Below are 24,152 nucleotides of genomic sequence, written 5' to 3'. Positions count from 1 at the left end.
CCGAATCCGTCGAGGCCGCTGAATCGCAGCGTTCCGGCAGAACCCCCAAGCAGTCAGCCACAAGGAGACCGAACCGTGAAGAGCGCCGTGGAGACCCTGAACCCGACTCGGGTTCGGCTCACTGTCGAGGTGCCCTTCGAGGAGCTCAAGGACAGCCTCGACGCGGCGTACAAGAAGATCAACCAGCAGGTCACGGTGAAGGGCTTCCGCAAGGGCAAGATCCCTGCCCGGGTCATCGACCAGCGCTTCGGCCGCGGTGCGGTGCTGGAGGAGGCCGTCAACGACGCCCTCCCGAAGTTCTACACCGAGGCCGTCAACGAGGCCGACCTGAACCCGCTGGGCCAGCCCGAGGTCGACATCACCGAGCTGAAGGACGGCGAGCTGCTGGCCTTCACCGCCGAGGTGGACGTCCGCCCCGAGATCGAGATCCCGGACTACTCCGGCATCGAGGTCGAGGTCGACGCGGTCGAGGTCTCGGACGAGGACGTCGAGAAGTCGGTCGAGCAGCTGCGCAGCCGCTTCGCGTCCACCAAGGACGTCGAGCGCGCCGCCGCCGAGGGTGACGTCGTCACCATCGACCTCGAGGCCAAGGTCGACGGCGAGGTCCTGGCGGACGGTGTCGCCACCGACGTCTCCTACACCATCGGCTCGGGCGAGCTCCTCGACGGCATCGACGAGGCCGTCAAGGGCCTCGAGGCCGGCGGCGAGGCCACCTTCACCTCGCAGCTGAAGGGCGGCTCCGCCGAGGGTAAGGACGCCGAGGTCACCGTCAAGGTCACCAAGGTCTCCGCCCGCGAGCTGCCGGAGCTGGACGACGAGTTCGCCCAGATGGCGAGCGAGTTCGACACCCTCGACGAGCTCAAGGCGGACAGCCGCAAGCGCCTCGAGAACATGAAGCAGTACGACCAGGCCACCCAGGCCCAGGAGCGCGTGCTGGAGAAGTTCCTCGAGCTCGCCGAGATCCCCGTCCCGGAGAAGCTGCTCGCGGACGAGGTCCAGACCCGCAAGCACAACCTGGAGCACCACCAGCTCGGCCAGATGGGCCTGAACCTCGAGAAGTTCCTCGAGATCCAGGGCAAGACGGTCGAGGAGTTCGACGCCGAGACCCGCGAGCAGGCCGTCAAGGGCATCAAGACCCAGTTCCTGCTGGACGCCCTGGTCAACAAGGAGAAGCTGGGCGTCAACCAGGAGGAGCTCACCGAGCACCTCATGCGCCGCGCGCAGTCCTCGGGCATGTCCCCCGACCAGTTCGCCCAGGCCGTCGTCGAGGGCGGCCAGGTCCCGATGCTCGTCGGCGAGGTCGCCCGCGGCAAGGCCCTCGCGGTCGTCGTCGAGGCCGCCAAGGTCGTCGACACCAAGGGTGAGGTCATCGACCTGTCCGACGACGAGGACGAGGTCGAGACGGCCGCCGAGGTCGTCGAGGCCGCCGTCGAGGGTGACGACGAGGCGAAGGCCGAAGAGGCCAAGTAACACCCCGGGCGAAGCCCGCTGAGCAGTGCCGTGAAGGGCCCGGACGCAGCCGCGTCCGGGCCCTTCCGCATGGCTCGGGAAAGGCCCCGGGACCTTGCGCTCCGAGCGAACAGTTCGGGAAGCGGGATGGCGTTGTCCGACCTGCGCGTTAGGGTCCATGAATACGAGGGCACGGGAGTACCCGGAGCCGGCGGGGCATCGCACCACCGCCCGGTCCGCGCCCCAGAACGAGACGCTGAGACGGCATGTGGCCGTCGGAGACGAGCAGGTGGATACGTGACGAATCTGAAGCCTTACGCCGCGGGTGAGCCGTCCATCGGTGGCGGCCTCGGCGACCATGTCTACAACCGGCTGCTCGGCGAGCGCATCATCTTCCTCGGCCAGCAGGTCGACGACGAGATCGCCAACAAGATCACGGCGCAGCTCCTTCTCCTGGCCGCGGACCCGGACAAGGACATCTACCTGTACATCAACAGCCCCGGTGGCTCCGTGACGGCCGGCATGGCGATCTACGACACCATGCAGTACATCCCGAACGACGTCATCACCATCGGCATGGGCATGGCCGCCTCCATGGGCCAGTTCCTGCTGACCGGCGGTACCCCGGGCAAGCGCTTCGCGCTCCCGAACACCGACATCCTGATGCACCAGGGCTCCGCCGGCATCGGCGGCACCGCGTCGGACATCAAGATCCAGGCCCAGTACCTGCTGCGCACCAAGCAGCGCATGGCCGAGATCACCGCGCACCACTCGGGCCAGACCGTGGAGGCCATCATCCGCGACGGCGACCGCGACCGCTGGTTCACGGCGGAGGAGGCCAAGGAGTACGGCCTCATCGACGAGATCATCTCCGCCGCGTCCCTGGTCCCGGGCGGTGGCGGCACCGGGGCCTGATCCCCGGCCCCGGCGTACGGACCGCCGTGCGCCCGCCCGCCCGTCCAGGCACCCACAGCCCGCTGAACGCCACCAGGATGGTGAACACCCAGATGCAGAACAACTTCTCCGCGAGCGGCCTCTACTCCGGCCCGCAGGTGGACAACCGCTACGTCGTCCCGCGCTTCGTCGAGCGCACCTCGCAGGGCGTGCGCGAGTACGACCCGTACGCGAAGCTCTTCGAGGAGCGCGTGATCTTCCTCGGCGTGCAGATCGACGACGCCTCCGCCAACGACGTCATGGCCCAGCTGCTGTGCCTGGAGTCGATGGACCCGGACCGCGACATCTCGATCTACATCAACAGCCCCGGCGGTTCCTTCACGGCGCTGACGGCCATCTACGACACGATGCAGTTCGTGAAGCCCGACATCCAGACGGTCTGCATGGGCCAGGCGGCCTCCGCCGCCGCGGTCCTGCTCGCCGCCGGTACCCCGGGCAAGCGCATGGCCCTCCCGAACGCCCGCGTGCTGATCCACCAGCCGTCGGGCGGCACCGGCCGCGAGCAGCTCTCCGACCTGGAGATCGCGGCCAACGAGATCCTGCGCATGCGCGACCAGCTGGAGAGCATGCTGGCCAAGCACTCGACCACGCCGATCGAGAAGATCCGCGACGATATCGAGCGCGACAAGATCCTCACGGCCGAGGACGCGCTGGCCTACGGTCTGATCGACCAGATCGTCTCGACCCGCAAGATGAACGCGGCCTGATCCTTGCCGCCAGTTGGCGCGGCCGCACCGCAGGATTCTGCGCTGTGAACCGCGTCAAGGGGGCCCCGTACGGGGCCCCCGGCAAGGTACCGTCGGATATGAGGCACCAGGAGCGCTGAACCAAGCGTCTCCCAGGCGAAGGGGAAGCACCTCGTGGCACGCATCGGTGACGGCGGCGACCTGCTCAAGTGCTCGTTCTGCGGGAAGAGCCAGAAGCAGGTGAAGAAGCTCATCGCAGGACCCGGTGTGTACATCTGCGACGAGTGCATCGACCTCTGCAACGAGATCATCGAAGAGGAACTCGCGGAGACCTCCGAGGTCCGGTGGGAAGAACTCCCCAAGCCCCGTGAGATCTACGAGTTCCTGGAGAGCTACGTCGTCGGCCAGGAGCCGGCGAAGAAGGCGCTCTCGGTAGCGGTGTACAACCACTACAAGCGCGTCCAGGCCGGCGAGAACGGCGGCGCGCAGGGCCGTGACGACGCGATCGAGCTCGCGAAGTCCAACATCCTGCTGCTGGGCCCCACGGGCTCGGGCAAGACCCTGCTGGCCCAGACCCTGGCCCGCATGCTGAACGTCCCGTTCGCCATCGCCGACGCCACCGCCCTGACGGAGGCCGGCTACGTGGGCGAGGACGTCGAGAACATCCTGCTCAAGCTGATCCAGGCGGCCGACTACGACGTCAAGAAGGCCGAGACCGGGATCATCTACATCGACGAGATCGACAAGGTCGCCCGCAAGAGCGAGAACCCGTCGATCACGCGCGACGTCTCGGGCGAGGGCGTGCAGCAGGCCCTGTTGAAGATCCTGGAAGGCACGACCGCCTCGGTCCCGCCGCAGGGCGGCCGCAAGCACCCGCACCAGGAGTTCATCCAGATCGACACGACGAACGTGCTCTTCATCGTGGGCGGCGCCTTCGCCGGCCTGGAGAAGATCATCGAGTCGCGGGCGGGCGCCAAGGGCATCGGCTTCGGGGCGACGATCCGCTCGAAGCGGGAGATCGAGGCGAGCGACCAGTTCCAGGAGGTCATGCCGGAGGACCTGGTGAAGTTCGGGATGATCCCCGAGTTCATCGGCCGTCTGCCCGTCATCACCTCGGTCCACAACCTGGACCGTGAAGCCCTCCTCCAGATCCTGGTCGAGCCGCGCAACGCCCTCGTCAAGCAGTACCAGCGCCTGTTCGAACTCGACGGCGTGGAACTGGACTTCGAGCGCGAGGCCCTGGAGGCCATCGCCGACCAGGCCATCCTCCGCCAGACCGGCGCGCGCGGCCTGCGCGCCATCATGGAGGAGGTCCTGATGTCGGTGATGTACGAGGTCCCGTCCCGCAAGGACGTGGCCCGCGTGGTCATCACGGCGGACGTGGTCCGCTCCAACGTCAACCCGACCCTGGTCCCCCGCATCGTCCCGAAGGACCAGGGCCCGCACGAGAAGTCGGCGTAGCCGTCTGGTTGTTGCACGCGGAAGGGGCGCCCCGGACATCCGGGGCGCCCCTTCTGGTCGTGTGCCGCCGCGGTTACTTCTTGACGCGGGCGGTGTTGTAGAGCTTCGCGGCGAAGTCCGCGTTCTGCTCCAGCGTGTAGCCCGGCTTGCCGGTGAGGAGGGATCCCACGTCGGTGGACATGACCGTGGCCGCGGTGCTGTAGTCGGCCCAGATGCAGAGCGGGACCGTCATCTCCTTGGGACCCTTGGTGGAGGGGTCCTTCGAGGTGGCCTTGAGCTCCTGGCACTTCATGACGGCGCCCTTGAACCCGGCGGGGGTCATCTTCTTCGGGCTGCCGATGAGCTGGACTTCGGACTTGTTGTCCTTGGAGAGCCGCAGCTTGGCCGCTGCGAACTGCCCGTCGACGGTCTTCTCGGGGTCGGCGATGTCGCCGTAGAAACCGCTGAAGGTGATGCCCTTGAACGTGAGCGGGTTCTTCTGGTCGCCGGACACGTAGTCCATGCCCACCTGGGTGGGGTTCTTGATGCCCGCGGCCTCGACCTGCTGCTTGTCCTCCGGGCTGAGCTCCTTCGCCTTGTACTTCGGGTCCTTCTGGAACTCACCGACGGCCTCCGGCGCGACCAGCTTGTAGCCCTTCGTCGCGTCCGAGACCGAGCCGCCCGAGCCGCCGCCCAGGAACCACCAGCCGGCGCCGCCGATGACGGCCACGACCGCGATGACCGCGATGACCGGGCCCGCCTTCGACTTCTTCGGGGGTGCCGGCGGGGGCATGTAGCCCTGCTGCGGGGGCTGCTGGTAGCCGTAGGCGGGCTGCGGGGGCTGCTGCGGGTAGCCGCCCTGCTGGGGGAAGGCCGGCGGCGGGGGCGGCGGGGTCTGCTGGGGGTAGCCGTAGCCCGGCTGCGGGGCGGGCTGGCCGTACGGGTTCGGCGGCGGCGGGGGCTGCTGACCGTAGGGGCCCGGCTGCTGCGGCTGCTGGCCGTACGGCCCTGGCTGGTTGTAACTCATCCCGAGTCCCCCTGTGAGGTTTCCTTATCCGTTTCACACATCCTTGCGGAAGGCCTGTTCGGCCGGGGCATCGGGGTCCGGGCCGTTACCGAACTACGACCCGGCCGGTACTTCCATCGCCGCCCGCAGCGCACGCGTCTGCGCGGCCAGCGCGTCGAGCGCGACCGGCTTGTTCTCGACGGGGACCGTGACCGTCACCAGGGAGCTGTGGTCGGCCCACATGCACATCGTCAGCGGACCCGCCCCGGTCGTCAGGGTGCCGCACTGCATCGCCCCGCCCGCCGGGGTGCCGGAGTCCTGCGGGGCGGCCCCGTCGACGCCCATGTCGTGGAGGCCGCGGACGAGCACGTGCCCGGGGTCGTCGTCCGTGAAGGTTCCCGACGCGCCGCTCACCACCAGCTGTGCCGTCCCCGTCTGGTCGGCGTAGACGACGGCCACCGGCACGGTGCCCTCCTTGGGGGTGCCCTGCCCCTGCTTGATCGCGTCCACCCGCGGCCCGGACTCCTGCAGGGCCAGTCCCTGGAAGGAGGCCGGCGGGACCAGCCGGTACCGGCCGGCGTCCTCGGGGCCGGCGAGGGCCGCGTTCACGGCCCAACGGCCTGCGAAGGCCGCCGCGGCGAGGGCCAGTACCGTCCCGGCCGCACCGATGAAGCGCTTGCGCTTGCGCTGCGCGGGCGACACGGGCTGGTAGGGGAAAGGGGCGGGCGGGGTGATCTCGTTCATGGGCGCATGAGACGTCCCCGGACCGGCCGAGGTCAACGGGAGCTCCTGCGGTGGAACGGATTCGTGACGCGGGCGGGGCCCGCCGTATCCTGTGCCCCGTGACCGAGAACACGCAGACACCCAGTGCCCCCAACTCCGAACTGCCGACCCAGTACGCGCCGGCCGAGGTAGAGGGGAAGCTCTACGAGCGCTGGGTAGAGCGCGGTTACTTCGAGGCCGACGCGAAGAGCGACAAGCCCGCGTACACCATCGTCATCCCGCCGCCGAACGTCACGGGCAGCCTGCACCTGGGCCACGCCTTCGAGCACACCCTCATCGACGCCCTCACCCGCCGCAAGCGCATGCAGGGCTTCGAGACCCTGTGGCAGCCCGGCATGGACCACGCCGGCATCGCCACCCAGAACGTGGTCGAGCGCGAGCTCGCCAAGGAGGGCAAGTCCCGCCACGACCTGGGCCGTGAGGCCTTCGTCGACCGGGTCTGGCAGTGGAAGGGCGAGTCCGGCGGCCAGATCTCCGGCCAGATGCGCCGCCTCGGCGACGGCGTCGACTGGTCCCGCGAGCGCTTCACGATGGACGAGGGCCTGTCCCAGGCCGTCCAGACCATCTTCAAGCGGCTCTACGACGACGAGCTGATCTACCGCGCCGAGCGCATCATCAACTGGTGCCCGCGCTGCCTCACCGCGATCTCCGACATCGAGGTCGAGTACCAGGACGACGACGGCGAGCTCGTCTCGATCCGCTACGGCGAGGGCGAGGACTCCCTCGTCGTCGCGACCACCCGCGCCGAGACGATGCTCGGTGACACCGCCGTGGCCGTCCACCCGGACGACGAGCGGTACAAGCACCTCGTCGGCCGTGAGATCAAGCTGCCGCTGACCGACCGCTCCATCCCGGTCGTCGCCGACACGCACGTCGACCCGGAGTTCGGCACCGGCGCCGTCAAGGTGACCCCGGCGCACGACCCGAACGACTTCGAGATCGGCCAGCGCCACAACCTGCCCAACCTCGCCGTCATGGACGAGCGCGCGGTCATCACCGCGCACGGCCCCTTCCAGGGCCTGGACCGCCTGGAGGCCCGTTCCGCCATCGTCGCCGCGCTGCGCGCCGAGGGCCGGATCGTCGCCGAGAAGCGTCCGTACGTCCACTCCGTGGGCCACTGCTCGCGCTGCAAGACCACCATCGAGCCGCGCCTGTCGATGCAGTGGTGGGTCAAGGTCGGCCCGCTCGCCAAGGCCGCCGGTGACGCGGTCCGCGACGGCAAGGTCAAGATCCACCCGCAGGAGATGGAGAAGCGGTACTTCGACTGGGTCGACAACCTCCACGACTGGTGCATCTCGCGCCAGCTGTGGTGGGGCCACCGCATCCCGGTCTGGTACGGCCCGGGCGGCGAGATCGTCTGCGTCGGCCCGGACGAGCAGCCGCCGGCCGGCGAGGGCTGGCACCAGGACACCGACGTGCTCGACACGTGGTTCTCCTCGGGCCTGTGGCCCTTCTCCACCCTCGGCTGGCCGCAGCAGACCGAGAGCCTGGCGAAGTTCTACCCGAACTCCGTCCTGGTCACCGGCTACGACATCCTCTTCTTCTGGGTCGCCCGGATGATGATGTTCGGCCTGTACGCGATGGACGGCACCCCGCCGTTCCACACCATCGCCCTGCACGGCATGGTCCGCGACCAGTTCGGCAAGAAGATGTCGAAGTCCTTCGGCAACGCGGTGAACCCGCTGGACTGGATGGACACCTACGGCTCCGACGCGGTCCGCTTCACGCTGGCCCGCGGCGCGAACCCGGGCGTCGACGTCCCGATCGGCGAGGACTGGGTCCAGGCCTCCCGCAACTTCGCCAACAAGATCTGGAACGCGACCCGTTTCGCACTGATGAACGGCGCCACCATCGAGGGCGAGCTGCCGGCCCCCGAGCGGATGTCGGCGACCGACCGGTGGATCCTGTCGCAGCTGAACAAGACCGTGGCCGAGGTCGACGCCTTCTACGAGGACTACCAGTTCTCGAAGCTGTCGGACTCCCTCTACCACTTCGCGTGGGACGAGGTCTTCAGCTGGTACGTCGAGCTGTCGAAGACGACGTTCTTCGCGGGCGGCGAGCAGGCGCAGGTCTCCGGCCGCGTCCTCGGCGAGGTCCTGGACGTCATGCTGCGGCTGCTGCACCCGGTGGTCCCGTTCGTCACCGAGACCCTGTGGACCACGCTGACCGGCGGCGAGTCCCTGGTGATCGCCGACTGGCCCGCCGACAGCGGATTCCGCGACGAGGCGGCCGAGGCCGAGATCGAACTGGTCAAGGCGGTCGTCACCGAGGTCCGCCGGTTCCGCAAGGAGCAGGGCCTGCAGGACGGCCAGAAGGTCCCGGCCCGCCTGGACCTGGGCGGTACGCCGCTGGCCGCGCACGAGGGTGCCATCCGCCAGCTGCTGCGCCTCCAGCCGGAGGGCGAGGGCTTCAGCGCCACCGCCACCCTGCCGGTCGCCGGCGCCACGGTGGCCCTCGACCTCTCGGGCACCATCGACGTGGCCGCCGAGCGGGGGCGCCTCTCCAAGGACCTCGGCGCCGCCGAGAAGGAGAAGCAGCAGGCCGAGGCGAAGCTCGGGAACGAGGCCTTCCTGGCCAAGGCCCCCGACCACGTCGTGGACAAGATCAAGGGCCGTCTGGCCAAGGCCGAGGCGGACATCGCCCGCATCCAGGCCCAGCTGGACGCCCTGCCCGCCGCCTAGCGGTCGGCGACGGAACACAGTGGAAGGCCCCCGCCCGCCCGGTGGGGGCCTTTCGCGCGTCCGGGCGGGGACGTACGGCCCTACCCGGAGTGCCGTTTATCACGTGATATGTCCAAATGGCTGAGCCGATCCCCGGGGCGGACCACGCATGATGGGGGCATGCACCTGTTGCCCTCCGACTCGGCGCTGCACCGGGCCGTGGCCTCCGGGCGCCGGCTCGCCGATGGCTGGGGCGCCTCGCCCCGGGCGCAGGACGTCGTCACGGCGCTGAGCTGCCTGGGCCTGATGGCGCTGGACCTGCCGGGTCTGGCCGCCGCCGACAACTCGCTCAACGGGTGGCAGGCCGCCTTCGTGCTCACCGCCGGCTGCGCGACCCTGCTGGTGCGGCGCCGGGTGCCCTGGGCGGCGTACGTCACCGCCCTGCTGTTCATCGGCTGGCTGCACGAGCTGACCCTGATCCAGTTCGCCCTCTACTCCGTCGGCCGCTACCGGGGCCGGCGGGCCGCGGTCCTGGCGACCACCGGTTACGTGGCCTTCGCGCTCGCCGTGTTCTGCCTGCCGGGCTGGCCCGAGCCGAAGGCGGAGACCCTCAGCTCCTTCCTCAGCCTGGTCGTGCCCATCGGGGTGCTCGCCTCCGCCGTCGGGATCGCCGCCTACCGGCACGACCTGGTGCGGGAGCTGGAGGCCCGGCGCGCCGAGGCGGCCGTGCTGCACGCCGTCGAGCAGGAGCGGACCTCCGTCGCCCGTGACGTCCACGACTTCGTCGGGCGGGAGCTGACCCTGCTGACGGTGCGCTCCGAGGTGCTGTCCATGCGGGCGCGCGAGACCCCGTACGCGAAGGACTTCGAGGAGCTGTCCGACACGGCCCGGCGGGCCCACCTGGTGCTGAACGAGATCATCGTGCAGCGGGGCGAGCGGGCCGCGACCCCTGGCGTGGAGGGGCTGGCGGCGCTGGCGGAGGTGAGCGGGCGGGCCGGCTCGCCGGTCCGGCTGACGATGGACCCCCAGGCGTACGCGCTCTCGCCGCTGCGGCAGGCGGCGGTCTACCGGGTGGTCCAGGAGTGCCTCACGAACGCGGCCAAGCACGCGCAGGGCGAGACCATCGAGGTGTCGGTCCGTGCGGACGGCCCGCACCTGAGGATCGCCGTCAGCAACGGCCTCCCGGACCGCGCCCCCGGCCGGGCGCCCGTCTCGGCCGGCTCGGGCACGGCCAGCATGGCCGAGCGCGTCCGCAGCCTGGGCGGGAACCTGACGGCGCGGCGCGGCGAGGACACGTACGAGGTCGTCGCGACCCTGCCGCGCGGCTGACCCACACCGGGGCCCCGGCCTCCGCCGAGGCCCCCGGCCCCGTCAGGCCTTCGCCGGGGACAGCAACGCCCCCAGGGTGTCCAGGTCCTCCACGCAGCGCCCCGACCCGAGGGCCACGCAGTCCAGGGGCGCGTCGGCGACGAACACCGGGATGCCGGTGGCGGAGGCCATCCGCAGGTCCAGGCCGGGCAGCAGCGCACCGCCGCCGGTGAGGACGATGCCGTGCTCCATGACGTCCCCCGACAGCTCGGGCGGGCACTCCTCCAGGGTGGCGCGGACGGCGGCGATGATCGCCTCGACCGGCTCGTCCAGCGCGGCCCGTACGTCGGCCGCGGTCAGCTCCAGGGTCTTGGGCATGCCGCCGACCCGCTCCCGGCCGCGCACCGTGAAGGTGCGGGTCTCCAGCTCCGGACGCTCGGGGACGGGCCAGGCCGAGCCGATGGCGACCTTGACGTCCTCGGCGGTGCGCTCGCCGATGAGCAGGGAGTGCTCCTTGCGCACGTGGTCCGTGATCGCGGCGTCGAGCCGGTCCCCGCCGATCCGCAGGGACTGCGAGGTGACGATCCCGCCCAGGGAGATGACGGCCACCTCCGAGGTGCCGCCGCCGATGTCCACGACCATCGAGCCGCGCGCCTCGGCCACCGGCAGCCCGGCGCCGATCGCGGCCGCCATGGGCTCCTCGATCAGGTGGACGCTGCGGGCGCCGGCCCGGGTGGAGGCGTGCACGATGGCCCGCCGTTCGACCGGAGTGACCCCGGACGGTACGCAGATCACCATCCGGGTGCGGGGGCGCCGGCCCGGGACCGCCTTGCGGACGAAGTGCCGGATCATCTCCTCGGCGGCCTCGTAGTCGCAGATCACCCCGTCCTTGAGGGGGCGGATCGCGGTGATGGAGCCCGGGGTGCGGCCGATGGTCTCCTTGGCCTCCGAGCCCACGGCGAGCGCGGTGGTCGTGCCCGCCTTGACCGCGACCACGGACGGCTCATTGAGGACGATCCCGTGTCCGCGGGCGTAGACCAGGGTGTTCGCGGTCCCCAGGTCTATGCCTATGTCACGGCTGGAGGCGGTCTTGTCGGTACTGGCCTGCGGCATTTGTTCCCCAATCTCCCGTCCGCAAGGCTTGCATAACGATCCGGTCGCTTTCGCCGCCGAAGGTCCCGAAACGGCCGGGCCGAAAGTCCCCGGGGCCCGCGTCCGTAGACTGGGGGCTGTGAGTGAGCAGCAGCCCGAGGGCCAGGACCGCGACCGCGACGGCACGTTCGACGAGTTCGACCAGATAGTGGCGGAAGAAGCCGACCGAGACCCCGACCTGGCGGTGATCGAGGCCGGCAGCCGCACCCTGCGTGCCCAGGCCGGCCCGCCCACGGGCGACCCCGTGCCCGCCCGCCCCGAGGACCCCGAGGTGGCCAAGGCGCTGCTGGAGGTGGAGCAGGAGCTCTCCACCCGCTGGGGCGAGACCAAGCTGGACCCCTCCGTCAGCCGCATCGAGGCGCTGATGGACGTCCTGGGCCAGCCCCAGCGCGCCTACCCGACCATCCACGTCACCGGTACGAACGGCAAGACCAGCACGGCCCGCATGATCGAGGCCCTGCTGAACGCCTTCGAGCTGCGCACCGGCCGCTACACCAGCCCGCACGTCCAGTCCGTCACCGAGCGGATCAGCCTGGACGGGGCGCCGATCAGCGCCGAGCGCTTCATCGAGACCTACCACGACATCAAGCCGTACGTGGAGATGGTCGACGCCGCCGAGGACTTCCGGCTGTCCTTCTTCGAGGTCCTCACGGGCATGGCGTACGCCGCCTTCGCGGACGCGCCCGTGGACGCGGCCGTGATCGAGGTCGGCATGGGCGGCACCTGGGACGCCACCAACGTGATCGACGCCTCGGTCGCGGTGATCACCCCGATCAGCCTGGACCACACGGACCGGCTGGGCTCCACGCCCGGCGAGATCGCCCAGGAGAAGGGCGGCGTCATCAAGCAGGACGCCACCGTGATCCTGGCGCAGCAGCCGGTGGACGCCGCGCAGGTGCTGCTGAAGCGGGCCGTCGAGGTCGACGCGACCGTGGCCCGCGAGGGCATGGAGTTCGGCGTGGTCTCCCGCGAGGTGGCGGTCGGCGGCCAGATGCTCACCCTGCGCGGGATGGGCGGCGAGTACGACAACATCTTCCTGCCGCTGTACGGCGCCCACATGGCGCACAACGCGGCGGTCGCGCTGGCCGCCGTCGAGGCCTTCTTCGGCGTCGGCGGGCAGCAGGCGCGCCAGCTGGACGCGGACACGGTGCGGCAGGCCTTCGCCTCGGTGACCTCGCCGGGCCGCATGGAGGTCGTGCGCCGCAGCCCGACGGTGATCCTGGACGCCGCGCACAACCCGGCGGGGGCGCAGGTCACCGCGGAGGCCGTGACCGAGGCCTTCGGCTTCAGCCGGCTGATCGGTGTGGTGGCGGCGAGCGAGGGCAAGGACGTCAAGGGCGTCTTCGAGGCCTTCGAGCCGATCTTCGCGGAGGTCGTGGTCACCGAGAACACCAGCCACCGGGCGATGGGCGCGGACGAGCTGGCCGCCATCGCGGTCGAGGTCTTCGGCCCCGACCGGGTGCAGGTGGAGCCGCGGCTGGACGACGCCCTGGAGGCGGCCGTCACCCTGGCGGAGGAAGAGGCCGAATACGGAGGGGCCGGAGTCCTCGTGACCGGTTCCGTGATCACGGTGGGCGAGGCGCGCCTGCTGTTCAAGAGGAGCTGAGGGATCGATGCGCACGCTCTGCGCGAGCACGCTGATCGGTGAATTCTTCGTCGTCGGCTTCGCGGGCCTGGTGGCCATGAAGAACCCTGACCTGACCCAGACCGCGGTGTGGACGGTCTGCGGCGTGACGATGCTGCTGTCGGTGCTGCTGTGCGGGATGCTGTCGCGCCGCGGCGCGGTGGAGCTCGGCTGGGCACTGCAGATCGGCCTGATCGCGAGCGGGTTCGTGGTCCCGACGATGTTCTTCCTGGGCGCGGTCTTCGCGGCCCTGTGGTGGTGCTCGGTGCACTACGGCCGGCGGATCGACGCCATCAAGGCGAGCTGGGCCGCCCGTCAGGCCGAGGCTGACGCTGCGTGACGGGTCCCCTTAACGGCCCTGTAGATTCGCCCTACCGCACCCGTATGCCGCAAGGAGTTGGAACATGACCCAGCGCACGCTCGTCATCCTCAAGCCGGACGCCGTCCGCCGTGGCCTGATCGGCGAGATCATCGGCCGTATCGAGCGGAAGGCCGGCTGGACGATTCCGGCGCTGGAGCTGCGCACGCTGGACCAGGAGACCCTGGAGGCCCACTACGGCGAGCACAAGGGCAAGCCCTTCTACGAGCCCCTGATGGGCTTCATGTCGAGCGGCCCGGTCGTCGTCCTCGTGGTGGAAGGGGAACGTGTGATCGAGGGTGTCCGCCAGCTGGCCGGACCCACCGACCCGATCGCCGCAGCGCCCGGCTCCATCCGGGGCGACTTCGGCTCCATCACCCGGGAGAACCTGATCCACGCCTCGGATTCCGAGGAGTCCGCGGAGCGCGAGCTGAAGCTGTTCTTCCCCGCTCTCTGACCCGTCGCGAGCATTCCTTTCTGACGCGACATCAGCCGAATAGCGCTCACGACCTGGGGCGACCGAAGTAATTTCGGTCGCCCTTCGGTATTGCCGGCGCCGCTCGGGAACGCATGGACAGGACACGACGTCACCACTAAGGGGGCGGGTATCCGTTCCGGCGGGATTGCCGGAGTCCCGTCGCGCGATGTCCGTACCTGCGGCACTACGATGGGGCCTCCACCCACACACCCACCTCGCCGACCTGACAGCAGCCGCTATCAACTGGAAGGCCAGACGCTCCTCATGGGGAACAAGGGGAACAACATGTCGTTCATCGGCCGTGACATGGCGATCGACCTCGGGACCGCCAACACGCTGGTGTACGTGAGGGGCCGGGGAATCGTCCTGAACGAGCCGTCCGTGGTCGCCATCAACACGAACACCGGCGGCATCCTGGCGGTCGGCTCCGAGGCGAAGAAGATGATCGGGCGCACGCCCGGCAACATCGTCGCCGTACGCCCCCTCAAGGACGGCGTGATCGCCGACTTCGAGATCACCGAGCGGATGCTCCGGTACTTCATCCTCAAGATCCACAAGCGTCGCTACCTGGCGCGTCCGCGCGTGGTGGTCTGCGTGCCCTCCGGCATCACCGGAGTGGAGCGCCGCGCGGTCATCGAGGCGTCCACGCAGGCGGGCGCCCGCCAGGTGCACATCATCGAAGAGCCCATGGCCGCCGCCATCGGCTCGGGCCTGCCCGTCCACGAGGCCACCGGCAACATGGTCGTGGACATCGGCGGCGGCACCACCGAGGTCGCCGTCATCTCCCTCGGCGGAATCGTCACGGCGCAGTCCATCCGGGTGGCCGGCGACGAGCTGGACAACGCGATCATCCAGCACATCAAGAAGGAGTACTCGCTCCTCCTCGGCGAGCGCACCGCCGAACAGATCAAGATCACCATCGGTTCGGCGTACGACCTCGACAAGGACGAGCACACCGAGATCCGCGGCCGCGACCTCGTCTCCGGCCTGCCGAAGACGGTCGTCATCTCCGCGGCCGAGGTCCGCAAGGCCATCGAGGAACCGGTCAACGCCATCGTGGACGCGGTGAAGACCACCCTCGACAAGTGCCCGCCGGAGCTCTCCGGCGACATCATGGACCGTGGCATCGTGCTCACCGGCGGTGGCGCCCTGCTGCGCGGCCTGGACGAGCGGCTGCGCCGCGAGACGGGCATGCCGATCCACATCGCCGAGGACCCCCTCGACTCCGTGGCCCTCGGCTCCGGCAAGTGCGTCGAGGAGTTCGAGGCCCTCCAGCAGGTCCTGGACGCCCAGCCCCGGCGGTGATCAAATCCCCGTAACGGGGCATGTGGAACACAAGGATCCGCCGTACGGGTGCTGTCGCGCCCGTGCGGCGGATCGTTGATATACAGGCACAGTCCGCAGAGCCCCGGCTCCGCCGGAACGGTTCCGCCGCACGAGTTTCTACGAGGAAGGCACGGCCGCCGCACGTGAGGGACACACGAGAGAGCCGGCTGCTCCTGGTACTGCTGATCGCCATCGCGTTCGCGCTGATCACGGTGGACATCAGAGCGGGAGAGGCTTCGCCGGTCGACGGCGCCCGGCGGGCCGCCGCCGCCGTCTTCGGCCCGGTCGAGGAGGGCGTCGCGACCGCCGTGGACCCGGTCGCCAACGCGATAGGGGCCGTCCGCGACTCCGACAAGCGCCACAACCGGCTCACGGACCTGGAGCGCGAGAACACCGCCCTGAAGATCAAACTGGGCAGTGACGACCGGACCCGCAGCCGCATCCACGAGCTGGACGAAATGCTCAAGCGGGCCGGCGCCGGCCAGTACGGCATCAAGGGTGCCGAGGTCATCGGGATAGGAGCGGCCCAGGGCTTCTCCTGGACCGTCACCATCGACGCCGGCAGCAAGGACGGCATCGAACGCGACATGACCGTCCTCAACGGCGACGGGCTCGTCGGCCGCGTCGCCACCGTCGGCCCCGACACCTCCACCGTCGTCCTCGCCAACGACCCCGGCTTCACCGTCGGCACCCGCCTGGAGAAGACCGGCGAACTCGGCTTCGCCACCGGCCAGGGCGACCGCGCCCTCTCCGTCCAGATGCTCAACGGCCGCGCCAAGATCAACCCCGGCGACCGCCTCGTCACCTTCGGCTCCCGCGCCAACAAGCCCTTCGTCCCCGGGGTCCCGATCGGCGAGGTCGTCAAGGTCGACCCCTCGCGCGGCGACCTGACCCGCACCGTCTGGGTCCGCCCCTTCGTCGGCTTCTCCCGCCTCGACATCGTCGGCGTCGTCGTCATGCCCCCGCGCGAGGACCCCCGCGACGCCGTCCTGCCGCCCAAGCCCGAGCCGCCCAAGCCCACCCCGACGGTCACCGTCACGGTCACCCCGTCCCCCTCCGCCAGCGTCTCCGGCAAGCCGGCCGACGAGTAGGAGCTGACCGCCATGCGCATCAACCGGATCCTGCTCGCGGGCTCGCTCGTCTCCGTCGCCCTCGTCATCCAGGTCACCGTCCTCGGCCGGCTCCAGCTGCCCGGAGCCGTGCCCGACCTCGTCCTGCTGACCGTCGTCGCCCTCGCCCTGGTCTACGGACACGTCAGCGGAGCCCTCATCGGCTTCGCCGCCGGCCTGCTCACCGACCTCGCCCCGCCCGCCGACCACGCCGCCGGACGGTACGCCCTCGTCCTGTGCCTCGTCGGCTACCTCGTGGGCCTCGCCCGCCCCGACAACGGCCGCTTCCGCTCCGCCTGGGGGCCGATGCTCACCGTCGTCGCCGCCGCGATCGGCTCCACCCTCCTCTACGCGGGCGTCGGCGCCCTCGTCGGCGACACCGCCGCCCGCCACGTGGGCCTGGTCGGACTGCTGTTCACCGCGACCCTCTACGACCTGCTGCTCGCGCCGTTCACCGTGCCGTTCATCATGGCCCTGGCCCGCCGCGCCGAGAACGACCCGATGGCCGTCGAGGCGGGCGGCGGCCCCCCGCAGGGCAAGGACGTCGCCTCCGGCTGGCTGGCCGGCGGCACCGGCCTGCGCATCGGCAGCCAGCGCGGCGGCCTGCGGATGATGACCGCGCGCGGCCGCGCCAACCGGGCCGGCCGCATAAAGGGCGTCAAAGGCGTCAAAGGTGTCAAGGGCGTGAAGAGCGTCAGGAAGCTGTGACGGGGGAGCAGTAGTGACCAACATTCCGGAGACCGGCCGCACCCCCCGGGTGCAGATCCGGCTCGTCATCCTCCAGGTGCTCGTCTTCTCGCTGCTGCTCACCCTCGGCGGACGGCTCTGGTACCTGCAGATCCGCAACGGCGCGGAGTACTCCGACGAGGCCAAGAACAACCACGTCCAGCAGGTCGTCCAGCCCGCCGTCCGCGGCTCCATCCTCGACGCCCGCGGCATCCCGCTCGCCGACAACGAGACCCGGCTCGTCGTCTCCGCCAGCCGCACCGAGCTGATGAAGATAAAGGACAAGGGCAAAGGCGTACTGACCCGTCTCGCCGGGGTGCTGGACATGAAGCCGCAGGACGTCATGGACAAGGTCCGGCTCTGCGACTCCAAGACCCCCCAGCCCTGCTGGAACGGCTCCCCCTACCAGCCGATCCCGGTCACCCTCGAGGCCACCACCCAGCAGGCCCTCCAGATCCGCGAACGCCCCGAGGACTTCCCCGGCATCACCGCCGAACCCACCGCCGTACGCCGCTACCCGGCCCCCGGCGGAGCCAACACCGGCCAGGTCCTCGGCTACCTCTCCCCGGTCACCGACGACGAGATCATCAAGGCCAAGAACACCAACTCGCCGTTCCTGCGCTCCGACCAGGTCGGCCGCTTCGGCCTCGAACGCACCTACGACAAGCAGCTGCGCGGCAAGTCCGGCGTCACCCGCTACGAGGTCGACAACCTCGGCCGCGTCATCGGCCAGGCCGAGAACGACCCCGCCGTCCCCGGCGCCAACCTCGTCACCAGCATCGACGCCCGCGTCCAGGGCGTCGCCGAGTACGAGCTCAACGCCGCCATGGTCGAGGCCCGCAAGCAGATCGACCGCAACACCGGCGTCCCCTACAAGGCCGACGCCGGAGCCGTCGTCGTCCTCGAATCGAAGACCGGCCGGGTCGTCGCCATGGCCTCCAACCCCACCTACGACCCCAACGTCTGGGTCGGCGGCATCTCCGGCAAGGACTACGCCAAGCTCACCGCCAAGGAGTCCAACGTCCCGCTGATGAACCGGGCGATCCAGGGCCAGGCCGCCCCCGGCTCCATCTTCAAGGTCATCCCCACCACCGCCGCCGTCAACGCCGGATACCCCTTCGACGGCAGCTACCCCTGCCCCAGCTCGTACTCCATCGGCGGCCAGGTCTTCAAGAACTTCGAGTCCCAGGGCCACGGCAACATCACCCTCGGCCAGGCCCTCGAAGTCTCCTGCGACACCGTCTTCTACGCCCTCGGCCACCAGCAGTGGCTCAAGGACGGCGGCCTCCACCCGGTCAAGAACCCGGCGGAGATCTTCTACAAGACCGCCCACCAGTTCGGCCTCGGCGCCGAGACCCACGTCGACCTCCCCGGCGAGGAGAAGGGCCGCGTCCCCGACCGTGCCTGGAAGCAGCGCTTCTGGGAAGCCAACAAGGACCAGTGGTGCAAGACCGGCAAGAAGGGCGGCACCTACGTCGAGCTGCTCTCCTACGAGAACTGCCTCGAAGGCAACCTCATGCGCGCCGGTGACGCCGTCAACTACTCCATCGGCCAGGGCGACACCCTCGTCACCCCCATCCAGATGGCCACCATCTACGCCGCCATCTCCAACGGCGGCACCCTGTGGAACCCGACCATCGGCAAGGCGGTCGTCAGCGCCGACGGCAAGAAGGTCGAGGAGATCAAGCCGCAGGCCCACGGCAAACTGCCCATGGACGAGAAGACCCGGCAGCAGATAAGCGAAGCACTGGAGGGCGTCGCCACCCGCGGCACCGCCGCCTGGCGCTTCGGCGGCTGGCCGCAGAAGCAGATCCCCATGCACGCCAAGACCGGCACCGCCGAGGTCTACGGCAAGCAGACCACCTCCTGGTTCGCCACCTTCACCGACGACTACACCATCGTCATGACCATCTCCCAGGGCGGCACCGGCTCCGGCGCCTCCGGCCCCGCCGTGCGCAACATCTACAACGCCATCTACGGCCTCGACATGGCCGGCAAGCAGGACCTCTCCAAGGCCCTGCTCCCCAAGCCCGAGGCCGCTCTGCCCGCCATCCAGCCGGACGGCTCCATCGACGCCCCCGAGATCCGGCCGTACGTACCGCCGTCCCCCGAGGACGTACCGCCCGCCCTCGCCGGCCCGCCGGCCCCGCCCGCGCACAAGCAGGACTGAGGCCGATGCAGACCGCCAACAAGTTCTCCGTCTCCCGGTACGCGCCCGAGCGCGGGGCCGTCGCCAAGCTGACCGCACGGGACTCCGTCCTGCGCCGGCTCGACTGGCCGATACTGCTGTCCGCCCTCGCCCTGTCCTTCCTCGGCGCCCTGCTGGTGTGGTCGGCCACCCGCAACCGCACCAGCCTCAACCAGGGCGACCCGTACTACTTCCTGACCCGGCACGCCATGAACACCGGCATCGGCCTCGTACTGATGATCGGAACGATCTGGCTGGGCCACCGCACCCTGCGCGGAGCCGTGCCGATCCTCTACGGGCTCTCCCTGGTGCTCGTCCTGGCCGTCCTCACCCCGCTCGGCTCGACCATCAACGGCGCCCACGCCTGGATCGTCATCGGCGGGGGCTTCTCCCTCCAGCCCGGCGAGTTCGTCAAGATCACCATCATCCTGGGCATGGCGATGCTGCTCGCCGCCCGGGTCGACGCCGGCGACCTCGAACACCCCGACCACCGCACCGTGGTCAAGGCCCTGTGCCTGGCCGCCGCCCCCATGGGCATCGTCATGCTGATGCCCGACCTCGGCTCCGTCATGGTCATGGTCGTCATCGTGCTCGGCGTGCTGCTCGCCTCCGGCGCCTCCAACCGCTGGGTCGTCGGCCTGCTCGCCTCCGGCGCCGCCGGAGCCGTCCTGATCTGGCAGCTCGGCGTCCTCGACGAGTACCAGATCAACCGCTTCGCCGCCTTCGCCAACCCCGAACTCGACCCCGCCGGCGTCGGCTACAACACCAACCAGGCACGCATCGCCATCGGCTCCGGCGGCCTCCTCGGCTCCGGCCTCTTCAAGGGCTCCCAGACCACCGGCCAGTTCGTCCCCGAACAGCAGACCGACTTCGTCTTCACCGTCGCGGGCGAGGAGCTGGGCTTCGTCGGAGCCGGGCTGATCCTGGTCCTGCTCGGCGTCATCCTGTGGCGGGCCTGCGTGATCGCCCGCGAGACCCCCGAGCTGTACGGGACCGTCGTCTGCGCCGGGATCATCGCCTGGTTCGCCTTCCAGGCCTTCGAGAACATCGGCATGACCCTCGGCATCATGCCCGTCGCCGGCCTGCCACTGCCCTTCGTCTCCTACGGCGGCTCCTCGATGTTCGCCGTCTGGGTCGCCGTCGGGCTGCTCCAGTCGATAAGGGTGCAACGCCCGATGTCGGCCTGATCCGGGCGGTGCGCTGGACGCTTCGAGCCGCAGTGCGCAGCGCCCTGCCACCGCCCCGGAACGGGACTAGATTCGATCCATGGCGGACACCCATCGCGAGATCGAGCGGAAATTCGAGTTCACCGGGAGTCAGGGGAGCCCCGGGGGTTCCCCGGGCCACGGCAAGCGGGCGAAGCGGGACGGGAAGAAGGCCGGGCCCGCCCGGCCGCAGGTGCCCGACCTGACCGGGACCGCCGGGATCGCCTCCGTCCGCGACCGGGGCACCGCCCGCCTCGACGCCGTCTACTACGACACCCCCGGCCTGGCACTCGCCGCCGCCGGCCTCACCCTGCGCCGCCGCACCGGCGGCGAGGACGCGGGCTGGCACCTCAAACTCCCCGTCGCCCCCGGCGTGCGCGACGAGGTCCACGCCCCCCTCTCCGACACCCTCCCGCCCGGCCTCGCCGCCCTCGCCCGCTCCCGCACCCGCCGCTCCGCCCTCGCACCCCAGGTCCGCCTCCGCTCCGAACGCCACACCCGCGACCTCCTCGACGCCGACGGCACCCTCCTCGCGCAGCTGTGCACCGACTCCGTCCGCGCCGACCGCGCCGGCGCCGCCACCGCCTGGACCGAGGTCGAGGTCGAACTCGCCGACGCCGCCGGCCCCGCCCTCCTCGACGCCGTCGAAGCCCGCTTCGCCGAGGCCGGCCTGCGCCCCTCCGGCGCCCCCTCCAAACTCGCCCGCGCCCTCGCCGCCACCGGCGCCGCCCCGCCCGCCCGCCCCGACCCCGGCCCCGCCGACGGGACGGCGGGCGCGCACGTCCTGGCGTACCTGCGCGAACAGCGCGACACCCTCATCGCCCAGGACCCCGCCGTCCGCCGCGACCTGCCCGACTCCGTCCACCGGATGCGCGTCGCCACCCGCCGCCTGCGCAGCGCCCTGGCCACCCACCGCAAGGTCCTCGACCGCACCACCACCGACCCCCTCCGCGACGAGCTGCGCTGGCTCGCCGCCGAACTCGGCGCCGACCGCGACCGCGAAGTCCTCCTCGAACTGCTGCGCGGCCGCCTCGCGGAACTCCCGCCCGCCCTGCGCGTGGGCCCCGTCCGCGACCGGCTCCGCGCCTGGAACTCCACCCGGCGCTCGCGCACCCGCCGCCGCGCCGTCGCCGCCCTCGACGCCGACCGCTACCTGGACCTCCTCGACTCCCTCGACGCCCTCCTCGCCGCCCCGCCCCTGCGCCCCGCCGCCGCCCGGCCCGCGGCCGGGCCGCTGCGCAAGGCCGTCCTGCGCGACTGGGACCGGCTCGCCGACCGGGTCGGCGCCGCCCTCGCCCTCGACCCGGGCGAGGAACGCGACCGTGCCCTCCACGAGGCCCGCAAGGCCGCCAAACGCGCCCGCTACGCCGCCGAGGCGGCCGCCCCCGCCCTCGGCAAGCCCGCCCGGCGGCTGGCCAAGGCCGCCAAGTCGGTGCAGAGCCTGCTCGGCGACCACCGCGACGGGGTCGTGGCCCGCGAGGCCCTGCTCGGCCTCAGCGCCCAGGCGTCCGACGCGGGGGAGTCCGCGTTCACCTGGGGGCTGCTCCACGGCCGTGAGGAAGGCCGGTCCGCCCGCCTGGAACACCGGCTTCCGGCCATCTGGGCCAAGGCCGCGCGCCGCAGGTCGAAGGCAGCCCGGAAATGATCACGTGGAGAACGGCGGCCGGGCCTCAAGGTACGCTTGAGAGTCGCCCCCTGCCCGCTTCACGAAAGTCGCGTGATGTCCGAGTCGGTCTTCCCACAGCTCGAAGCTCTGCTCCCGCATGTGCAGAAGCCCATCCAGTACGTCGGCGGTGAACTGAACTCCACCGTCAAGGACTGGGACGCGTGTGACGTCCGCTGGGCGCTCATGTACCCGGACGCGTACGAGGTGGGCCTGCCCAACCAGGGCGTCATGATCCTCTACGAGGTACTGAACGAGCGCGAGGGCGTCCTGGCCGAGCGCACCTACTCGGTGTGGCCCGACCTCGAAGCCCTCATGCGCGAGCACCAGGTGCCGCAGTTCACCGTCGACAGCCACCGCCCGGTCTCGGCCTTCGACGTGTTCGGCCTGTCCTTCTCCACGGAGCTGGGCTACACCAACATGCTCACGGCCCTGGACCTCGCGGGCATCCCGCTGGAGGCGAAGGACCGCACGGTCGACCACCCGATCGTCCTCGCGGGCGGCCACGCGGCCTTCAACCCCGAGCCGATCGCGGAGTTCATCGACGCGGCGATCATCGGCGACGGCGAGCAGGCCGTCCTCGACATGACCGAGATCATCCGCACCTGGAAGGCCGAAGGCCGTCCGGGCGGGCGCGAGGAGGTGCTGCTGCGCCTCGCGAAGACCGGCAGCGTCTACATCCCGGGCTTCTACGACGTGGAGTACCTGGAGGACGGCCGCATCGGCCGCGTCGTGCCGAACCGCTCCGGCGTTCCGTGGCGCGTCTCCAAGCACACCGTCATGGACCTCGACGAGTGGCCCTACCCCAAGCAGCCGCTGGTCCCGCTCGCCGAGACGGTCCACGAGCGGATGTCCGTCGAGATCTTCCGCGGGTGCACCCGCGGCTGCCGTTTCTGCCAGGCCGGCATGATCACGCGCCCCGTGCGGGAGCGAAGCATCACCGGCATCGGCGAGATGGTGGAGAAGGGCCTGAAGGCGACCGGCTTCGAAGAGGTCGGCCTGCTCTCCCTGTCCTCGGCGGACCACACCGAGATCGCGGACATCGCCAAGGGCCTCGCGGACCGCTACACGGACGACAAGATCGGCCTCTCGCTGCCCTCGACCCGCGTCGACGCGTTCAACGTGGACCTGGCCAACGAGCTGACCCGCAACGGCCGCCGCTCCGGTCTGACCTTCGCCCCCGAGGGCGGCTCCGAGCGCATGCGCAAGGTCATCAACAAGATGGTCTCGGAAGAGGACCTGATCCGCACGGTGGCCACCGCCTACGGCAACGGCTGGCGCCAGGTGAAGCTGTACTTCATGTGCGGCCTGCCGACGGAGACCGACGAGGACGTCCTGCAGATCGCCGACATGGCGATCAACGTCATCGCCAAGGGCCGCGAGGTCTCGGGCCAGAACGACATCCGCTGCACCGTCTCGATCGGCGGTTTCGTCCCGAAGCCGCACACCCCGTTCCAGTGGGCCCCGCAGCTCTCCGCCGAGGAGACCGACGCCCGCCTGGCGAAGCTCCGCGACAAGATCCGCGGTGACAAGAAGTACGGCCGCTCCATCGGCTTCCGCTACCACGACGGCAAGCCGGGCATCGTCGAGGGCCTGCTCTCGCGCGGCGACCGCCGCATCGGCGACGTGATCCGCGCGGTCTACGAGGACGGCGGCCGTTTCGACGGCTGGCGCGAGCACTTCTCCTACGACCGCTGGATGCAGGCGGCGGAGAAGACCCTGCCCGCCCACGGCGTGGACGTGGCCTGGTACACCACCCGCGAACGCACGTACGAGGAAGTGCTCCCCTGGGACCACCTGGACTCCGGCCTGGACAAGGACTGGCTGTGGGAGGACTGGCAGGACGCCCTCGACGAGACCGAGGTCGAGGACTGCCGCTGGACCCCGTGCTTCGACTGCGGCGTCTGCCCCCAGATGCAGACGGAGATCCAGATCGGCCCCACCGGCAAGAAGCTTCTGCCGCTGTCGGTCGTGAAGTGATCTGAGGCTTTGCGCGTGCGCCCCTCACCGGTTCCGGTGAGGGGCGCACGCGTCTGA

At 70.4% G+C, this 24,152-nt stretch carries 19 protein-coding genes; 16 read left to right on the top strand and 3 right to left on the bottom strand.

Annotated features, from left to right (window positions below):
• Nucleotides 1-75: 75 nt before the first annotated feature.
• From tig to clpX, 4 genes are all read left to right on the top strand, one after another.
• Nucleotides 76-1,470, top strand: coding sequence for a trigger factor (tig, locus tag BX286_RS13475; RefSeq protein WP_079426942.1), 1,395 nt, complete (start codon nucleotides 76-78; stop codon nucleotides 1,468-1,470).
• Nucleotides 1,471-1,746: 276 nt separating this feature from the next.
• Nucleotides 1,747-2,364 carry an ATP-dependent Clp protease proteolytic subunit gene (locus BX286_RS13470; RefSeq protein ID WP_045947940.1) on the top strand — a complete coding sequence of 206 codons (618 nt, stop codon included), beginning with the start codon at nucleotides 1,747-1,749 and terminating at the stop codon, nucleotides 2,362-2,364.
• A 77-nt stretch (nucleotides 2,365-2,441) separates the two neighbouring features.
• Nucleotides 2,442-3,110: an ATP-dependent Clp protease proteolytic subunit gene (locus BX286_RS13465; RefSeq protein ID WP_079426940.1), complete on the top strand. Its 669-nt coding sequence runs from the start codon at nucleotides 2,442-2,444 to the stop codon at nucleotides 3,108-3,110.
• 153 nt (nucleotides 3,111-3,263) lie between these two features.
• Nucleotides 3,264-4,550 (top strand): ATP-dependent Clp protease ATP-binding subunit ClpX, encoded by a 1,287-nt coding sequence (gene clpX / locus BX286_RS13460; protein WP_007264060.1) that lies wholly within the window; start codon nucleotides 3,264-3,266, stop codon nucleotides 4,548-4,550.
• A 73-nt stretch (nucleotides 4,551-4,623) separates the two neighbouring features.
• Here the strand turns inward: clpX and BX286_RS13455 are convergent, their stop codons facing one another.
• Both BX286_RS13455 and BX286_RS13450 read right to left on the bottom strand, forming a co-directional pair.
• Nucleotides 4,624-5,556 carry a hypothetical protein gene (locus tag BX286_RS13455; protein WP_121015028.1) on the bottom strand — a complete coding sequence of 311 codons (933 nt, stop codon included), beginning with the start codon at nucleotides 5,554-5,556 and terminating at the stop codon, nucleotides 4,624-4,626.
• A gap of 93 nt (nucleotides 5,557-5,649) precedes the next feature.
• Nucleotides 5,650-6,279, bottom strand: coding sequence for a hypothetical protein (locus BX286_RS13450; protein WP_121015027.1), 630 nt, complete (start codon nucleotides 6,277-6,279; stop codon nucleotides 5,650-5,652).
• A 98-nt stretch (nucleotides 6,280-6,377) separates the two neighbouring features.
• Between BX286_RS13450 and BX286_RS13445 the strand changes: the two genes are divergently transcribed.
• Nucleotides 6,378-8,999: a valine--tRNA ligase gene (locus BX286_RS13445; RefSeq protein WP_079426934.1), complete on the top strand. Its 2,622-nt coding sequence runs from the start codon at nucleotides 6,378-6,380 to the stop codon at nucleotides 8,997-8,999.
• 159 nt (nucleotides 9,000-9,158) lie between these two features.
• The gene (locus BX286_RS13440) at nucleotides 9,159-10,307 is read left to right on the top strand and encodes a sensor histidine kinase (protein ID WP_121015026.1); all 1,149 of its coding nucleotides are present in this window, start codon (nucleotides 9,159-9,161) and stop codon (nucleotides 10,305-10,307) included.
• Between the two features lie 42 nt (nucleotides 10,308-10,349).
• On the opposite strand, the gene BX286_RS13435 is transcribed toward BX286_RS13440, so the two are convergent.
• Nucleotides 10,350-11,399 (bottom strand): rod shape-determining protein, encoded by a 1,050-nt coding sequence (locus BX286_RS13435; RefSeq protein WP_100863654.1) that lies wholly within the window; start codon nucleotides 11,397-11,399, stop codon nucleotides 10,350-10,352.
• 118 nt (nucleotides 11,400-11,517) lie between these two features.
• Here BX286_RS13435 and BX286_RS13430 point away from each other — a divergent pair, with 118 nt between their 5' ends.
• The 10 genes from BX286_RS13430 (at nucleotide 11,518) to BX286_RS13385 (ending at nucleotide 24,095) form a co-directional block, all read left to right on the top strand.
• Entirely contained in the window at nucleotides 11,518-13,044 is a 1,527-nt protein-coding gene (locus BX286_RS13430) for a folylpolyglutamate synthase/dihydrofolate synthase family protein (protein WP_121015025.1), read from the top strand.
• A 7-nt stretch (nucleotides 13,045-13,051) separates the two neighbouring features.
• Entirely contained in the window at nucleotides 13,052-13,402 is a 351-nt protein-coding gene (locus BX286_RS13425) for a DUF4233 domain-containing protein (RefSeq protein ID WP_079426927.1), read from the top strand.
• Between the two features lie 64 nt (nucleotides 13,403-13,466).
• The gene (gene ndk, locus BX286_RS13420) at nucleotides 13,467-13,877 is read left to right on the top strand and encodes a nucleoside-diphosphate kinase (RefSeq protein ID WP_079426925.1); all 411 of its coding nucleotides are present in this window, start codon (nucleotides 13,467-13,469) and stop codon (nucleotides 13,875-13,877) included.
• A gap of 306 nt (nucleotides 13,878-14,183) precedes the next feature.
• Nucleotides 14,184-15,203, top strand: a complete 1,020-nt coding sequence (locus BX286_RS13415; protein WP_008738981.1) for a rod shape-determining protein — start codon at nucleotides 14,184-14,186, stop codon at nucleotides 15,201-15,203.
• 164 nt (nucleotides 15,204-15,367) lie between these two features.
• Nucleotides 15,368-16,315 (top strand): rod shape-determining protein MreC, encoded by a 948-nt coding sequence (mreC, locus tag BX286_RS13410; protein WP_079426924.1) that lies wholly within the window; start codon nucleotides 15,368-15,370, stop codon nucleotides 16,313-16,315.
• A gap of 12 nt (nucleotides 16,316-16,327) precedes the next feature.
• Entirely contained in the window at nucleotides 16,328-17,041 is a 714-nt protein-coding gene (gene mreD / locus BX286_RS13405) for a rod shape-determining protein MreD (protein ID WP_079426922.1), read from the top strand.
• Between the two features lie 13 nt (nucleotides 17,042-17,054).
• On the top strand, nucleotides 17,055-19,229 hold the full coding sequence (mrdA, locus tag BX286_RS13400) for a penicillin-binding protein 2 (protein ID WP_079426920.1): 2,175 nt from the start codon (nucleotides 17,055-17,057) through the stop codon (nucleotides 19,227-19,229).
• Nucleotides 19,230-19,234: 5 nt separating this feature from the next.
• Nucleotides 19,235-20,434: a rod shape-determining protein RodA gene (rodA, locus tag BX286_RS13395; protein ID WP_079426918.1), complete on the top strand. Its 1,200-nt coding sequence runs from the start codon at nucleotides 19,235-19,237 to the stop codon at nucleotides 20,432-20,434.
• A 79-nt stretch (nucleotides 20,435-20,513) separates the two neighbouring features.
• Nucleotides 20,514-22,097 carry a CYTH and CHAD domain-containing protein gene (locus BX286_RS13390; RefSeq protein WP_079426916.1) on the top strand — a complete coding sequence of 528 codons (1,584 nt, stop codon included), beginning with the start codon at nucleotides 20,514-20,516 and terminating at the stop codon, nucleotides 22,095-22,097.
• A gap of 75 nt (nucleotides 22,098-22,172) precedes the next feature.
• Entirely contained in the window at nucleotides 22,173-24,095 is a 1,923-nt protein-coding gene (locus BX286_RS13385) for a TIGR03960 family B12-binding radical SAM protein (protein WP_121015024.1), read from the top strand.
• Nucleotides 24,096-24,152: the final 57 nt, after the last annotated feature.

The organism is Streptomyces sp. 3211.6 (genome assembly GCF_003634815.1).
GTDB classification, from domain to species: Bacteria; Actinomycetota; Actinomycetes; order Streptomycetales; family Streptomycetaceae; genus Streptomyces; species Streptomyces katrae_A.
Note: the sequence above shows the minus strand (reverse complement) of the source record. Positions and strands in the feature narration are given on the sequence as shown.

Coding starts and splice junctions, on each gene's coding strand:
- BX286_RS13465 (WP_079426940.1), top strand. CDS start 2,442: ATGGTGAACACCCAGATGCAGAACAACTTCTCCGCGAGCGGCCTCTAC.
- BX286_RS13455 (WP_121015028.1), bottom strand. CDS start 5,556: ATGAGTTACAACCAGCCAGGGCCGTACGGCCAGCAGCCGCAGCAGCCG.
- BX286_RS13450 (WP_121015027.1), bottom strand. CDS start 6,279: ATGAACGAGATCACCCCGCCCGCCCCTTTCCCCTACCAGCCCGTGTCG.
- BX286_RS13440 (WP_121015026.1), top strand. CDS start 9,159: ATGCACCTGTTGCCCTCCGACTCGGCGCTGCACCGGGCCGTGGCCTCC.
- BX286_RS13435 (WP_100863654.1), bottom strand. CDS start 11,399: ATGCCGCAGGCCAGTACCGACAAGACCGCCTCCAGCCGTGACATAGGC.
- BX286_RS13425 (WP_079426927.1), top strand. CDS start 13,052: ATGCGCACGCTCTGCGCGAGCACGCTGATCGGTGAATTCTTCGTCGTC.
- ndk (WP_079426925.1), top strand. CDS start 13,467: ATGACCCAGCGCACGCTCGTCATCCTCAAGCCGGACGCCGTCCGCCGT.
- BX286_RS13415 (WP_008738981.1), top strand. CDS start 14,184: ATGTCGTTCATCGGCCGTGACATGGCGATCGACCTCGGGACCGCCAAC.
- mreD (WP_079426922.1), top strand. CDS start 16,328: ATGCGCATCAACCGGATCCTGCTCGCGGGCTCGCTCGTCTCCGTCGCC.
- rodA (WP_079426918.1), top strand. CDS start 19,235: ATGCAGACCGCCAACAAGTTCTCCGTCTCCCGGTACGCGCCCGAGCGC.
- BX286_RS13390 (WP_079426916.1), top strand. CDS start 20,514: ATGGCGGACACCCATCGCGAGATCGAGCGGAAATTCGAGTTCACCGGG.
- BX286_RS13385 (WP_121015024.1), top strand. CDS start 22,173: ATGTCCGAGTCGGTCTTCCCACAGCTCGAAGCTCTGCTCCCGCATGTG.